The organism is Limisphaera sp. VF-2, assembly GCF_049537125.1.
Lineage (GTDB): Bacteria > Verrucomicrobiota > Verrucomicrobiia > Limisphaerales > Limisphaeraceae > Limisphaera.
Genome location: NZ_JBMVQY010000001.1, coordinates 73,741 through 88,103, shown reverse-complemented (window position 1 = coordinate 88,103; position 14,363 = coordinate 73,741). Strand labels below are relative to the sequence as shown.

Annotated in this window: 10 protein-coding genes; 8 read left to right on the top strand and 2 right to left on the bottom strand. The window is 64.6% G+C overall.

Annotated features, from left to right (window positions below):
* Window positions 1-227: 227 nt before the first annotated feature.
* A complete protein-coding gene (gene pyrE / locus ACPDIT_RS00305) occupies window positions 228-794 on the top strand; it encodes an orotate phosphoribosyltransferase (protein ID WP_423440521.1) in 567 nt (188 codons plus the stop codon).
* Window positions 795-1,712: 918 nt separating this feature from the next.
* Window positions 1,713-2,078, top strand: a complete 366-nt coding sequence (locus ACPDIT_RS00300) for a sulfite exporter TauE/SafE family protein (protein WP_423440519.1) — start codon at window positions 1,713-1,715, stop codon at window positions 2,076-2,078.
* On the opposite strand, the gene ACPDIT_RS00295 is transcribed toward ACPDIT_RS00300, so the two are convergent.
* Window positions 2,041-3,342, bottom strand: a complete 1,302-nt coding sequence (locus ACPDIT_RS00295) for a mechanosensitive ion channel family protein (protein WP_423440517.1) — start codon at window positions 3,340-3,342, stop codon at window positions 2,041-2,043. The genes ACPDIT_RS00300 and ACPDIT_RS00295 overlap by 38 nt on opposite strands.
* A gap of 675 nt (window positions 3,343-4,017) precedes the next feature.
* Between ACPDIT_RS00295 and ACPDIT_RS00290 the strand changes: the two genes are divergently transcribed.
* The 3 genes from ACPDIT_RS00290 to ACPDIT_RS00280 are packed head-to-tail and all read left to right on the top strand — an operon-like array spanning window position 4,018 to window position 6,466.
* Window positions 4,018-4,773 (top strand): ABC transporter ATP-binding protein, encoded by a 756-nt coding sequence (locus tag ACPDIT_RS00290; protein WP_423440515.1) that lies wholly within the window; start codon window positions 4,018-4,020, stop codon window positions 4,771-4,773.
* On the top strand, window positions 4,770-5,549 hold the full coding sequence (locus ACPDIT_RS00285; protein ID WP_423440513.1) for an ABC transporter permease: 780 nt from the start codon (window positions 4,770-4,772) through the stop codon (window positions 5,547-5,549). The genes ACPDIT_RS00290 and ACPDIT_RS00285 overlap by 4 nt, the downstream gene beginning before the upstream one ends.
* Window positions 5,546-6,466 (top strand): tetratricopeptide repeat protein, encoded by a 921-nt coding sequence (locus ACPDIT_RS00280; RefSeq protein WP_423440511.1) that lies wholly within the window; start codon window positions 5,546-5,548, stop codon window positions 6,464-6,466. The genes ACPDIT_RS00285 and ACPDIT_RS00280 overlap by 4 nt, the downstream gene beginning before the upstream one ends.
* A gap of 107 nt (window positions 6,467-6,573) precedes the next feature.
* On the opposite strand, the gene ACPDIT_RS00275 is transcribed toward ACPDIT_RS00280, so the two are convergent.
* Entirely contained in the window at window positions 6,574-8,568 is a 1,995-nt protein-coding gene (locus tag ACPDIT_RS00275; protein ID WP_423440510.1) for an alpha/beta hydrolase family protein, read from the bottom strand.
* Between the two features lie 660 nt (window positions 8,569-9,228).
* Here ACPDIT_RS00275 and ACPDIT_RS00270 point away from each other — a divergent pair.
* The 3 genes from ACPDIT_RS00270 to ACPDIT_RS00260 all read left to right on the top strand — a co-directional run bounded on the left by ACPDIT_RS00270 (window position 9,229) and on the right by ACPDIT_RS00260 (window position 14,351).
* On the top strand, window positions 9,229-10,041 hold the full coding sequence (locus ACPDIT_RS00270; protein ID WP_423440508.1) for a glycosyltransferase family 2 protein: 813 nt from the start codon (window positions 9,229-9,231) through the stop codon (window positions 10,039-10,041).
* Window positions 10,042-10,059: 18 nt separating this feature from the next.
* Window positions 10,060-10,743 (top strand): DUF4202 domain-containing protein, encoded by a 684-nt coding sequence (locus ACPDIT_RS00265; protein ID WP_423440507.1) that lies wholly within the window; start codon window positions 10,060-10,062, stop codon window positions 10,741-10,743.
* Window positions 10,744-11,651: 908 nt separating this feature from the next.
* Window positions 11,652-14,351 carry a PQQ-dependent sugar dehydrogenase gene (locus ACPDIT_RS00260; protein ID WP_423440505.1) on the top strand — a complete coding sequence of 900 codons (2,700 nt, stop codon included), beginning with the start codon at window positions 11,652-11,654 and terminating at the stop codon, window positions 14,349-14,351.
* The last annotated feature ends 12 nt before the right edge of the window (window positions 14,352-14,363 follow it).

The following is a 14,363-nucleotide window of genomic DNA, read 5'->3' as shown; positions in this document are numbered from 1 at the left end:
GATGCATCGGGGGCGGGCCGTTTGACCTTTTACGGGAAGAGCGGATTCTGGTTTTTTCGAGCCCCGAAGCCAGGAATTCCAAGGAGATCTGCCATTCCCTTCGGCTTCTCCGTGCCGCGGCCGGCTCAGATTCCCCCGGGCGTTTCGGGGACGTCGAGAGAATCTGAAAGCCCCATTGCGCGAACTGACTTGATTCGCGTTGGCGATACGGGGAACACTGCGCGGCCATGACGGCTGAGGAAGTGTTGCAGGTGTTCCGTGAAACCGGCGCGCTGCTCGAGGGGCATTTCATCCTGCGTAGCGGACTGCACAGCCGGCAGTACTTTCAATGTGCCCTGGCCCTGCAGGAAATGCCGGTGGTGGAGCGATTTGGAGCTGCGTTGGCCGATAAGCTGCGGTCCCTGACCCCCGCCACGGTGGTCGCTCCCGCCATGGGCGGGCTGGTCATCGGCCAGGAGGTGGCCCGACAGCTGCGGTGCCGGTTCCTGTTCACAGAAAAGGAGGAAGGACGCCTGGCGCTGCGGCGCGGGTTCCGCATCCGACCCGGCGAACGCATTGCCGTGGTGGAGGACGTGGTGACCCAGGGCGGTCGGGTGCAGGAAACCATCGACATCGTCCGCAGCCACGGCGGGGAGGTGGTCGCAGTGGCCGTACTGGTGGACCGATCTGGCGGCACGGTGCAGTTCGGCGTCCCCTTTTTCAGCTTGCTGCAGTTGAAGGTGGAGGCTTTTCCCCCGGATCAGCTCCCGCCCGACCTGGCCGCCATCCCGCCCATCAAACCCGGCAGCAAATGATCCCTGGGGTTGCGGGCGGGTCGGCGTTAACCTGCCAGAGTCTGGATTCGCAGCAATGGCTCTGGGACGTGGGAGGGCCACCGCGCCCCCACCGGCAGGGGAGGCGAAAAGCGAAACTTTCCCGACCTCTCGGCTGCCAAGCAGCTTGGAACGGTGCGCTCCCGAACGCCTCCCAGAGCACGCCATTCGGTCGCCGCCGTCGTGAGGCGGCGGACCGAAAGCCCGCATTCAGACCCGGTCGTTGGATGGCAGCCCTGCCACATCGTGGTGAATGCCCAGCAAGTTCGCCGATTCCCATCGGCGGCTACGTCCCTCGAGTGTGGTAGCTGCCGCCGGAAGGCGGGGGATTGAAATGCCCGACCGCTTTCCACCGACTCCCGTCAGTGGGTACGAATTCGGACCCGGTAGGGGACGGAAGGCAGCGAACTTCCACGTGGCGCAGCGCAAGTTTCCAACCTGCCAGACCACGGGCTTCCAGCCGCCAGAAGTCACGACAGGCAGAAAGATTGCCAGAGCCATTGAGGCACCCCACCTGCAGCTCGGGCAACCCTCGCAGCGCCGAGGACTTGGCGGCCGTTATGCAAGTCTGCACCGATCGCGAGGCCGAAATCGACAGTCCGGCCTCCACGGCCAACATGAGGACAACCGCTGCTCCGCAGGCCCCCGGCGTCTCGGAAGTTCTCTTGGCCAAGTCCGGCCGGTTCAAGGGTCCGATCGCCATGATTCGGGGACCTGCGAGAAGACCCGGACGGCGGCGTTGGAGGTGAATTCCCTCCCCAAGGGGGTACGCCGGCGCCGGTGCTCCGGGATGGCAGCCTTGGCCGGCTTCGAAGGCCCAATGCGGGGAGCGCAGTTCTGCGGTCACCTCAGGCCAGATTCGGATTGCCGGAGGAGCGGTGTTGCCGGCATGCATGGGGCATGCAGTATGCATGGGCTGCGGTGATCGGGCTGGTGAGCGGCATTGCCAGCGGCATGTTCGGCGTGGGGGGCGGTATCGTGATGGTGCCGGCGATGATGTACCTGCTGAGCCCGCCGATCCGCGACATCAAACAGGCGGTGGGCACCTCCTTGCTGGTGATCATCCCGACGGCGATGGTGGGCGCGGCGAAGCACTGGTCACAGGGCAACGTGGAGTGGCGCACGGCGCTGGCCCTGTTCCCCCTGGCGCTGGTGGGCGGATACTTCGGCGCCTGGCTGACCACACGGTTGCCTGCCGAAGATCTCAAGCGCCTCTTCGGCGGGTTCCTCATCCTCGTGGGGCTGCGGCTGATCCTGTTCCGGTGAAGTTGGGCACGGGGTCGGACGGCCCGTGCAGGCGCCAGTCGGATCCTTGCTTGACGTAGAGCGTCTGGGTCGGGAACGCAAATTCGATGCCTTCTTGATCGAAGCGCCGCTTGATCTGGAGGTTCAGCTCCTGCATGCCCTGCAGGTAGACTTTGAAGTCCGTTCCGTTCCACCAGTGCACCACGAAGATGTTCAGCGAGGCGTCGTTGAACTTGTTGAAGCTGATCCAGACATCGTGGGTCATGGGGTGGGCCCGGTAAATCTCGTAGAGAATGTCCACGGCGCGTTGGATTTTCTCGGCGGGGGTGTCGTAGGTGATGGTGATGTTCATGAGGGTGCGGATGTTGGGCCGCAGCGTGATGTTGGTGATGGTGGCATTGGTGAGGGTCTTGTTGGGCACGGTGACCAGGTGACCGTCCAGGTTGCGGATGCGGGTGCTGCGCAGCCCGATCGACTCGACGACACCGTCCACGTTTTCAAGCTGGATGCGGTCGCCGATTCGGAAGGGTTTGTCCAAAAGGATCACGATGGCCCCGATCAGATTCGCCACGGTTTCCTGGCCGGCCAGGCCCAGGGCCAGACCGCCCACGGAGAGGCCCGCCAGCACGGTTTTGATCTCGATGCCCAGGTTGTCGGCCGTGAGCAGGATCGCCCCCAGAATGATGAGAATTCGCAGCGTTTTGCGGAGTGCCGGCAACAGGGTTTCGCCAAAAACCTTGTCCTCGGTGGCGGCCACGCGCAGTCGCCACAGATTCAATCCCAGATCCGTGAGCTTGATGACCATGTAGGTGACGGAATACGCCACCAGGCAGAGGAGCCCCTTGGAAATCCAAAACCGGGCCCGTTCAGGCCAGTCGAACAGGGTGAGGCCGATGTGCAGGAAGATCACGAAGGCGACCACCCGCACGGGGCCTCGAACGGTCTCGACCACCAGGTCGTCGAACCGGGTTTGGGTTTTCTCCGCCCAGCGCCGCAGCCGGACCCCCACGAGGTAGTCGAGGAACCGCGACCCGTAGAAGGCGAGGAACAGGTAGATGCAGGAGGCGACGTATTTCCAAAGTGGCTGGCCCAGCAGGGTGTGGCGTCGAAGCGGTTCGATGCGATCCAGCCCAAAGGTCAGATAGCTGTTGGTGGCCAGGGAACGGGTCTCCACCAGCCCGGCCAGAGGGCGCGCCTGCGAGGTGAGGTCGTTTGTGGAAGTTGCTTCCGCCCCCGGCGCTGTTAGCACCAGCCCGGTCCACAACAGCAAGAGACCCAGGACCATCCACCCACCTTTGCCAGCTGTTATGCTCCACGCTCTACCGTTTTGCATGCCGGCCAAGGTACTGAGTGCGCTGCTGAACGAGCAAGAGGATCGGGTCGCCAAGGCCGGCGTGGCGAATGGTGTGGGTTTGGATGATTGTCGGAGAGGCACTTGGTCGTGGAGCGCCCGTTTGCGGCTGCGCGCGTGGATTCGCTCTCGAAGCAAGCTCCCGGAGGGCATTCCGGCCGGCCAGCGGGGTTGGGCCCGCCCGGCGCGACGATCCCGGCCTTCCCTCCTGCGTGGCGGGGCGGGGAGCGTCGGCGCACCGTCCTCATAGAGGAGCCGTGTTGGGCAGCGTCAGCTTCCCAGCCATGGCCCCCCGGCGGGCCGCAAGCTCGGTCGGTTTTTTTTCATGCTTGCTGAGGAGATTCCACGGGTGCCGCTGTCAGGCCGGGAGCCAACCATTCCAGGGCCAAGGCGGGAACCGTCGAAGAGCGGAAAGGGCGGTTCTGCTGGGCATGGGTTGCCCAGGATCAAGACGGCTGCGTGCGTCTGCTTGGGCAGATTTTGCCGCTGCTGTACAGGAACCCTCAGCTGCTTGGCTCGTAACCCGTTGGTGCGCAATTAGGTGCGTGTGTATTCTCTGGTGCCTCGGATCTTCCTCGGCAGGGCACGGAATTTGCTTCTGGTACCGGTGTGGAACCGATCCTGAGGACTGATCGTTTGCGGGTGGAGTATCCGCCGTCGCGCCGGGGCGATCCGCCGAAGGTGGCGGTGAAGGATCTGAGCCTCGAGGTTCGTCAGGGAGAAGTGTTCGGATTCCTGGGGCCGAACGGCGCGGGCAAGACCACCACGATGAATGTGTTGCTGGGCTTTCTCGCGCCCACGGCAGGGGAGGCCTATCTGTTCGGGGTCAATGTCCGCAATCCCATCGCCCGCCAACGGATCGGGTACCTGCCGGAGCTGACGTATTACTACCGATTTCTGACGGCCGAGGAGATCCTGAGGTTTTACGCCCGACTCTTTGGTTTGAACGGCGTCGAGGCGGAGCGCCGCATCGATCGGCTGTTGAAGCTGGTGGAGCTGGAGCACGCGCGCAACCGGCAGCTCAAGCATTATTCCAAGGGGATGCAGCAACGGGTCGGGCTGGCGCAGGCCCTGATCAACGATCCGGATTTGCTGATTCTGGATGAGCCGACCAGTGGACTGGATCCGCTGGGTCGAATGAAAGTCCGGGAAATCATCCAGCGCCTGAAGCAGGAGGGCAAGACGGTCTTCTTCTCCTCGCACGAGCTGGGCGAGGTGGAGACGGTGTGCGATCGGGTGGCGATCGTTCATCAGGGCGAATTGAAAGTGGTGGGTCGCGTGGACGAACTGGTGCGGACTCACCAGGCAAATCTGGAGCAGGTGTTCTTGAAGATCATCGGGTATCCGACCTGTTTGGCGGCATGAGAACGTTGCTGGCATTGGCGTGGGTGGTGATCAAGGAGCTTTACCGGCGCAAGGACTTTTACGTCCTGTTCGTGCTGACCGCGCTGATCACGTTGGTGTTGGGCTCGGTGAACTTCTTCGAGGACACGCGGATGGTGCGTTATTTGCGGGAGGTGACCCTGCTGTTGATCTGGGTGTCGGCGCTGGTGATTGCCGTGGTGACGGCGGCCCGGCAGATTCCGGCCGAACGAGAGAGTCGGACCATTTTCCCGCTGCTGGCGAAACCCGTGACGCGAGGGCAGGTGGTGCTGGGGAAATTCCTCGGGGTCTGGCTGGCCTCGGGGCTGGCCCTGGCGTTGTTTTACGGGTTCTACCTGGTGGTGGGCGCCTGGAAGGCAGCCTCTGGGTCGCTGGCCCTGGGACTGCAGGCCTTTTGGCTTCACTGGATGATGCTGGCGGTGGTGGTGGCCCTGGCGATCCTGGGTTCGCTGCTCTTCAGCGCGCCCTCGGTCAACAGCACCATCTGTTTCGTGGTGGTCACGGGGATTCTTCTACTGGCCGGTCATTTGAACACCCTGGCGGCCGCTCAACCCGGGCCCGGGGGCGCTTTGATGTACGGATTGTATTTCGCGCTGCCGCATTTGGAGTTGTTCGACGTGCGGGATCTGATGATTCACGAGCATCCGCCGGTGCCGCTGGGGCCCCTCGTGATCGCGACACTGTACGCCGCGGTCTATGCTGCCCTGTTGCTCGTGGCGGCCTGGTGGGTGTTCCGGCGCAAACCCCTTTCGACATGACGGGTCGGACAACAGCGTTGGGCTGTGCGGCCCTGTTGACAGCTGCCGTGGGCCTGGCCGCGTGGTTGGAACCGCGCTCGGAAGCCTGGCGGGGCCGACGGGCACAAGCCGACAGCTTTTTGCTGACCTTGCTGGGCGACGGCCGGCGATTGTTCGCCAACCACTTTTTTGTCAAGGCGGACGTCTATCTGCACAGTGGATTTTACCCATCCATTTTCGATCAGGCGCGCTCGGCCTGCGAGCACGGCCTGGGACAAGAGCAGGAGCCTGACCCTCGGGCCGAGGGTGGTCAGCAGGCCCATGATCATCGTGTGCACGAGGGGCATGAAAACCACGCCGCGGAGGCGCACGAACACCACGACGATCACAACTTTCCGGGCCCCCCCCGCGACTGGATCGACCGGCTGAGCCGCCACTTCCGCGTCACGGAACACACCCATCTGGCCGGGGCGCAGACCGAGGCCGAGATTCTGCCCTGGCTGCGACTGGCGGCCGAGTTCGACCCGCACCAGGTCGAGTTCTACACGGTGGCCGCTTACTGGTTGCGGAGTCGATTGGGCAAGGTGGACCAAGCCGAGGCCTTCCTGCGACGGGGGCTGCGAGTGAACCCCAATAGCGAGGAGATTCTGTTCGAGCTGGGCCGACTGGCTTGGGAGAATCGGAAGGACGCTGCGCGCGCCCGCAACCTTTGGAGCGCAGCAGAACACGCTTGGCACGCACGTTTTGGCGCGGTGGACGAGACCAATCGAGTGTCTTTGCGAAGGATCCTAGCCCACCGGGCGCAATTGGAGGAGGAGACGGGAAACGTGGATGAGGCGATCCGTTACTGGACCCGCGTTCGGGAGTTGTCGCCTCATCCCGAGGCCATCGAACAGCGCCTGGCCACGTTGCGACAGCGCCTGCCCGCGGCACATTAGCCCACGGGCAAGCCTGCCAGCCGGCGCCCCGACCCGCCACCTCACGGCAATGGCCTGCGGAAGATGCCATCGGCTTCGCGTCGGAATCCCCCCTTCGTGGATCTCGACTACAACTGGCCGATCCGGTCCAACACCCGCGTCACGTCGAGGGGACCATCCAGGACTTGAAACCGCCGGCGATACCCCAGCTCTCGATAGATCCGACGCATATCCTCCGTGGGGAACGTGGCGGAAGGACGTGCGATGAGCAGGGGTTGCGGGGCTGCCAGCAGAGCGGGCGTGGCGACGCCCCCCATGGCGAGAAAGCCGGGACAAAAAAGGTCGGGCTGCATCAGCCGTTCCGGGTCGGTGAAATCGCGGTGTTCGAGATCTGCCACCACGGCGTCGGCGGCGGGCGCGGCCAGCAGGGCCCAAAGCCCTCCAGCACCTTCGCCCCAGAGAACACGTCGGCTTGGACGGGAGGGCACGGGTGCGAGCGTGGCCACGCTGGTACACACCGTGACAAGGTCACGGACCCGGGCCTGCAAGGGGGTGCGGTTGTACGTGGGATAGAGGTTGGCCAGATAGTTGGTCGTGGGCGTCGGGGTAAAGCGGTTGACGGTGATGACGTGGTGGCCCCGGCGAAGCAGCCGTTGCACAGCCTCTGGTGGAGCGCCACCAGCGTCGGCCTTTGGTGCCGGATCGGAAATCCAGAGGATCAACAAGCCCGGGCGCGTGCCGGACCGGGGGGCTCGAGGGGCCACGTAATAGCGTCCCTCCAGGAAACCGGACTCGTCCGGGTATCGGATTTCGAAGCGCACGACATTGCCGTCGGGCGTCTCATGCAGACGGGAGAAGGAGATTCTGGGGGGTGCCTCGGGCGCGGCGAGTTGGAGCGTGTGGTGCCAAAGAGGACGTGCCATGCGTTGAAATGCAGGCAGATCGTCTCTGCGGCGCGGCCAGAGCGATCGCCAGGCCTCCTCCCGGGCCCGGATCCACGACTCGAGGAAGCCGTCGGCTGACAATGTGGTTCGGGGGACGGACGGATTAGAGCCGATGAGCAGGAGTTGTTCCGGCAGGGGATTGTAGTCGGCTTCGACGCTTCGGGGTCGATCCGGCCGACCCAGCAACCAGCGCTCGAACCACGCATACACCGCTTCGCGGCTGGCGCGATTGTAATTGTGCCCGGCATCGAGTCGCAGATAGCGAAGTCGCTCCGGCACACCCAGGAGCTGGTAGACGCTTTCGATGGCCGGGCCTTCGACTTCGAGCGTGCTGCGGGTCCAGTCGCCGGTTGCCGCCACCAGAATCTGCGGTCGGGGCGCGGCTGCGGCGGCAAAATCCATGTTGGAAAACCGCACCCGCAGGCCGGGGGCGTTTTCGCAGGCGCAGCCGCCCTGCATCGTATGGGAGACCATGCAGACGGGCCCGAGGACCCTGGGCCGGTCGTCCACTGCGGCCAGCAGGAAGGTTTGAGTGGCGCCACCGGAGGCACCCGTGACTCCGATGCGGTTGGTGTCCACGTCCGGCAAGCTTTCCAGAAAGTCGAGGGCCCTCAGGCCGTTCCACAGTTGGAAACCCAACAAGTTGACGTTCCAGAGCCAGGCCAGTTCGTTCGTGGGAAACGCGCGGTGCCGTTGATAGAAGTTGGCCGGTGCGGCCGACTCGGAGGAGGGCGATACAAAAAACGTGTCGCAATAACCCACCATGTCATAGGCGAAGGCAACCATGCCCTGCCGCGCGAAGTGAATGCACCGCGCCGGAATGCTGCCGTCGGGACTTTCAGTGACCCGGCCCCGGGCCCAGTGGCCGTGGGGATTCAGGACGGCAGGGAATGGACCGGGCCCTCGATCCCTGGGGCGGTAGAGGTTGCCGGCCAGATAAAAACCGGGCCAGGTCTCGACCAGAACCTTTTCCACGCTGTAACCGTCCTGGTCCGAGCGGTCGAAGATAACGGCGCGGACTGGAGGTGGCTTCGGGGAGGGCCAAAGACCGGCGCTGACGAGGATTTGTTCCCGGATCTCGCGGGCTCGGTCGTGCCACTCCTGCACGGATGCAGGGGGACGGAACGTTCGGGGCGTGTTCAGGGTGCGAGCCAACGGCGGCTCTTCCGCAAGGGTCAAGGATGTGCACAGGGCGCTTGTGCCGAGGATGCATAAGACCTGGCAACCGCACGGGACCCGTCCCCCTTTTGCGACCACCCGCGCGAGTGCATCACGGAGCCGGGCCGTGCAGTGGGCCACGACTCTCCTGCTGGCCGGGTGGGCTTGCCAGGGGATGGCATCGGAAAGCCGGGCAAGGCCGGGGCATGTGACGGCGAGCTTGTGCAGGAAAAGCAGTCCCATGTCGGAGAATTTGAACCGTGGGACGGCGGGGGCGCCAGTCGGAAAGTTCGGGGGCATTCAGAGGGCCCTGCAACGCTGCGCGTGGTTGGTCTGGTTGGAGCCACGGGGCCATGCAAAAATGCGGGGTGGAGCGTGCCGGTATGCGTTGATTCGAGACGACCCGGCATGCGCACCTGCCACAACGGTGTCCGGGGCCGGGCAACGCAGGCATGGAAGTTCCGCGGCCGCCGGGTGCGACCTTGTGAAAACCGGCGCCTGGCTCGCGGAGCGGCGCTGCAAAGATGGGGCGGGAGTTCGCGATTGTTCGGTGTGCAGGCGCTTTCTATGCTGACGGGGAGTTTCATGGAGCAGGAGAATCCAGGTGCCGATCGTATCGCGCCGGCAGCGGCTGGGGCCGCCGTTTCGGGGGAGTCAGCGTCCTCCGCGCCACGGTATTCCGTGATCCTGCCGGTGTTCAATGAGCGGGAGAATCTGGAGCCGCTGCTGGCCGAGCTCGCCGCCGTGTTGCCGGGGTTGAGCGGTGCGTTCGAGGTGATCGCCGTGGACGACGGCAGCACGGACGGCAGTCGCGAGGAATTGCAGCGCCTGCAAAAGCAATGGCCGTGGTTGCGCGTGATCCGACACCGGTGCAATGCCGGCCAGAGTGCCGCGTTTCTCACGGGATTTGCGCACGCCCGCGGCGAGGTGGTGATGACACTGGACGCCGACGGTCAGAACGATCCGCGGGATCTGCCCCTCCTGCTGGGCAGGTTGCAGGGCCGGGTGGCCGCCGTCTGCGGGGTGCGCCTGCATCGTCAGGACAACTGGGTGCGGCGGGTGTCCTCTCGGGTGGCCAATGCGTTTCGGAACTGGGTCACAGGGGATCGGGTGGCCGACGCCGGCTGTGCGCTGCGGGTGATGCGACGGGCGGCGCTGGCGGAGCTGGTCCCGTTCAATGGGCTCCATCGGTTCCTGCCCACGGTGCTGCGCTCCCAGGGATATGAAGTCGTGGAAGTGCCGGTGCGTCATCGGCCCCGGATCCGCGGACAGTCGAAGTACGGGATCGGGAACCGGCTCTGGCGGGGGATTCTGGACTGCTTGGCGATGCGATGGTACCGGTCCCGGGCGTTGCCGGCGGACCGGGTCGAGCCCGAGCCGTCGGGCGGTCCGTCTCCTCATGGGCCCGGTTCGGCGGCTACGCCGGGCCTGACGAACGAGGCATCGAGCCCTCGCTCCGGTGCCGCCGCCCCGGGTGTCGCGGGGCATCGTTAACAGCAAGTCAGAGGACGAATGGACGCGGGAAACCAATTCCACGGCGCCTCGGCGGAGGTGACGCAGACTGGATTTCGCCCTGCAGACCCGGTGCGGTTCGCAGAAGCTCTGCGTCGCTTTGACGAAGCCAATGCACAGGATCCCAACCGGACCCGGATTGGGGACCGGTGGGAACCGCGTGAGTTGGTTTATGCGCAGTGGCTGACGGAGTGGGTGCTGCGATTGTGTCCGGAGGCGGGCGAAGCCCTGCGATTGGCGGCCCGATGCCAGCACTTGCGGCGCTGGGAGATTCCGCGGGAGTCATATCCCATGGACCGCGCCGGTTATCTGCGGTGGCGTACGGCGCTGCAGCGGTTCCATGCGCAGGAATCGGGTCGGATTCTGCGGGAAGTGGGGTATCCGGAGGAGATGGTGCGGCGGGTACAGGAGCTGAACCTGAAGAAGGGCCTGCCCCACGATCCGGAGATGCAGGTGTTGGAGGACGCGCTGTGCCTGGTGTTTCTGGAACGGCAATTGGCCGAGTTGGCCGCCAAAACCAGTGAAGAGAAACTGATCAATGCATTGGCGCGGTCCTGGAGGAAGATGTCGCCTCGGGGACGCGAGGCCGCGCTGCAGATCTCGTATCCGGATTCGCTGCGGTCGCTGTTGGAGCGAGCCATTGCGCAGGCGGAATCGGGTGCGAGCCCGGTCGGCGAAGAGTAAGCGGCGGCCGACTCAGCGGAGGACGGGGCTGCCGCTGGTTTTGCCCTGCCAGATTGGCGAAAAGGCCACTTTTTTCCCAAGGCGTCCATCCAAGGACTTCATTGAACAGGCCGCTCTCCGGAGAAACAGGTTCTTCAGCGGCCTGTTAGAATGATGAGCCGCACTAGGCCATCTGGGGTGGACGACCAGGAATGCTGCGGCATGGCACGATGCAGCTCCTTCGTCGAACTGCCGGGTTCGACGTCGGATGCCCGCGGACCCCCCGATGGCACAAAGGGTGGCTTGCATGGAATGGTCCGCCGACTTCCGTCGGCAGCTACGACCTCCGGGCTCAGTAGGCGCCGCCGTAAGGCGGCAGAATCCTGATTCGAGTCCGAGCCTTCGCCCTGGTAGGTGGCGACCGTGTCCACAGGTGGATCGAGGGATGATCCGACGCCGTCTGGTCCCCATCGGGGAAGTGGGGAGTCTGGTCGCTGGATCCCGTGCCAGCAGAGTTCCTTCGGGAGGTGGTTTTTCAAGTTCGATCCCGCCTTCTGGCCGCACGCGGCGACCGGTGTGAGCAGTTGCGTGGCTATTGCGCCGATACGGAAGGTGCCCAGCCCGCACCGGCTCTCGTACCGGGCTCCGCGGTGAACGCGGCAATTGGCCGAATCCGGAGTGCGCAGTGCGACTTTCCGAGTGGTTGAAGGAAGGCCCCGTTCTCCAAAACCGCCTGCACAAGAGGTGGACTTTGCGGGGGCAATCTTCGGGGAACGAGGCTTTCCAATCGTCTGCGGATCGGTTGCGTGATGCGACTCTTGGCGTTTCGGCGTCGGTCGCCCGAGGGTTGCTGCAGTGCCCGATGGGGTCTGTGCAGGCTCCGGGGGCCCTTTGACAGGGGTGCGTTTCTGGGCCAACGTGCAGCTGCCATGCGAGTCGGAGCTTTTTCCCCATGCACTGTCTGGGCCCGGGCCCTGTGGATTGTCCTGGGTTTGAGTACGCCGGAAGGCCTGTGGGCGTGGGAACGAAAGGCCAACACCACCCTGGCGATGCCGCTGGTGCCGGGCCGGTTCGGCTACACGCACGAGGAAGCTTTTCCCGGCCTGACCTTCACGAACGCGGTGGCGCTGGCCAGCCCGCCGGGCGAGACCAACCGGCTGTTCGTGGTCGAAAAGCAGGGGCGAATCGTGGTCATTACGAATCTGGCGGCTCCCACACGGACCGTGTTCCTCGACATCAGTGCGCGTGTGAGCACCAGCCTCAGCGTCAGCGATGAACGCGGTTTGCTCGGGCTGGCGTTTCACCCCGGCTACGCGACGAACCGCTTGTTTTTTGTTTTTTACACGGGCCCGGCGACCACGCCCGTGCCGGGCGGCACGAATGCCCTGCACAACATTCTGGCGCGATTCCAGACCCGGGCCGACGATCCGAGTCGGGCCGATCCCGCCTCCGAGGTGCGGTTGATCGTCCAGTACGATCAAGCCAACAATCACAATGGCGGCGATCTCCACTTCGGACCGGACGGCTACCTCTATGTCTCGTTGGGAGACGAAGGGGGCGCGCACGACCAGTATCAGAACAGTCAGCGAATCGATAAGGACTTTTTCGCCGGGATCCTTCGGATCGATGTGGACCGGCGACCGGGCAGTTTGCCGCCCAACCCGCATCCGGCCGCGACCACCAACTATGCCGTGCCGCCTGACAATCCGTTCGTCGGGGCGACCCAGTTCAACGGCCGTCCGGTGGATCCGGCGAGGGTCCGGACGGAATTCTGGGCGGTGGGCCTGCGAAATCCGTGGCGCATGGCGTTCGACCCCGTCACCGGGTGGCTGTTTTGCGCGGACGTCGGACAGAATGCCCGCGAAGAGGTCAACCGCATCGAACGGGGCGGCAACTATGGATGGAGTTACTGGGAAGGGAACTTTCAGCGCACCAACACGGCGCTGATCCCGGCCGGCTTCCAACACGCGCGGCCGCTGTTGGATTACGGCCGCAGCCTGGGATATTCCGTCACCGGCGGCGTGGTGTATCGGGGGCACCGCTTCACCGATCTGCACGGCGCGTACCTCTACGGGGACTACGGCAGTGGCCGCATCTGGGCGCTGAAGACCGACGGAACCAACGTGCTGGAGAACCGCTTCCTGTTCAGCAATCCACTGGGCGGGCCGTTCAATGCCGGGGGGATTTCCGCTTTCGGCACGGACCCGCGGAACGGGGACGTGCTTTACGTGGACCTGCGCTTTGGGACCAACGCGGTGATTCGCCGGATTGTGTACAGCACCAACTTTGTCGGTGCGCCGCTGCCGGCAGACCTGGCGGGCACGGGTGCGTTCGCGGACCTGGTGACCCTGCAGGCCGCCGAGGGAATCCTGCCGTACGAACTGAACCTGCCGTTCTGGTCCGACGGCGCACGAAAGCGGCGGTGGTTTTCCATTCCGGATCCCACGCAGACCATGGAGTTTCATCCGACGGATCCGTGGCGCTTTCCAGCAGGCACGGTGTGGGTGAAACATTTCGATCTGGAGCTGACGAATGGTGTCCCGGAGTCGGCGCGGCGTCTGGAGACACGGCTCCTTGTTTATGACGGCCGGGCTGGCTATGGCGTGACCTATCGGTGGGGCGACTCCCTCACCAATGCGTGGTTGGTGCCCGAGGAAGGCCTGGACGAGTCATTCGTGGTGTTCAGCACCGATGGTTCCGTGTTGCGTACCCAGGTCTGGCACTATCCCAGCCGCGTGGAATGCCTCCAGTGTCACACGCTGGCCGCCGGGTTCGCCCTCGGGTTCAACACGCCCCAGTTGAACCGGGTGCACGATCTCGGGCACGGGCCGACCAATCAGATTCTGGACCTGGCACGGGCCGGTTACTTCCGGAATCCGCCATCCAACACGGCCGGTTGGCGCGTATTGGCCAGACCGGACGATCCCACCGCGAGTTTGGAATCCCGCGTGCGCTCCTGGCTGGCGGTCAATTGTGCGCAATGCCATTTGCCCGGCGGGGTGCAGATGGCCCAGTGGGATGCACGACTGTCCAGGCCCACAGCCCTGACCGGCTTGATCAACGGCCGGCTCGTGCACGGGCCCGAGGACGCGCGCCTGATTGTTCCGGGCGATCCGGAACGATCCGAACTGCTGCGCCGAATTGCCGTGCGCGGGCCCGGGCAGATGCCGCCGATCGCCACCACCGTCGTCGATGTCGAGGCCGTGGCGCTGATCGAGCGATGGATCCGGGATGAACTCGGTTCCTGGCAGAGCTTCGAAGATTGGCAGCGAAGCCAGTTCCCGGATCCAGCCGATCCAGCGGCTGCGCCCCAGGCCGATCCGGATCGGGACGGTGACCCGAACTACGTCGAGTATCTGGCGGGGTCGGCTCCGTGGGATAGCCGAAGTCGGTGGGTTTTCTGGCTCCACTCGGAGGGTCCGGGGACGCTGCGATTGGTGGTTTGGCAACCTGCGAACCGCGCGGTTGCCGTCGAGGCCACGGCAGATTTGACCCCGCCGGTGCAGTGGAGCCCCGTGACGACGCCGGTGGACTGGGTGAGTTTCCCTGCTCAGGCACGCTGGCTGGAACTGTCGTTGCCTTCTGCCGAGAAGGCGGCGTATTACCGGCTGGCGCTGCAGGAACCATAACTTGCGCGCGTC

Excerpts from the sequence above, each read along its gene's own strand:
- pyrE (WP_423440521.1), top strand. The coding sequence starts at position 228 with ATGACGGCTGAGGAAGTGTTGCAGGTGTTCCGTGAAACCGGCGCGCTG.
- ACPDIT_RS00300 (WP_423440519.1), top strand. The coding sequence starts at position 1,713 with ATGCAGTATGCATGGGCTGCGGTGATCGGGCTGGTGAGCGGCATTGCC.
- ACPDIT_RS00295 (WP_423440517.1), bottom strand. The coding sequence starts at position 3,342 with ATGGTCCTGGGTCTCTTGCTGTTGTGGACCGGGCTGGTGCTAACAGCG.
- ACPDIT_RS00285 (WP_423440513.1), top strand. The coding sequence starts at position 4,770 with ATGAGAACGTTGCTGGCATTGGCGTGGGTGGTGATCAAGGAGCTTTAC.
- ACPDIT_RS00280 (WP_423440511.1), top strand. The coding sequence starts at position 5,546 with ATGACGGGTCGGACAACAGCGTTGGGCTGTGCGGCCCTGTTGACAGCT.
- ACPDIT_RS00265 (WP_423440507.1), top strand. The coding sequence starts at position 10,060 with ATGGACGCGGGAAACCAATTCCACGGCGCCTCGGCGGAGGTGACGCAG.
- ACPDIT_RS00260 (WP_423440505.1), top strand. The coding sequence starts at position 11,652 with ATGCGAGTCGGAGCTTTTTCCCCATGCACTGTCTGGGCCCGGGCCCTG.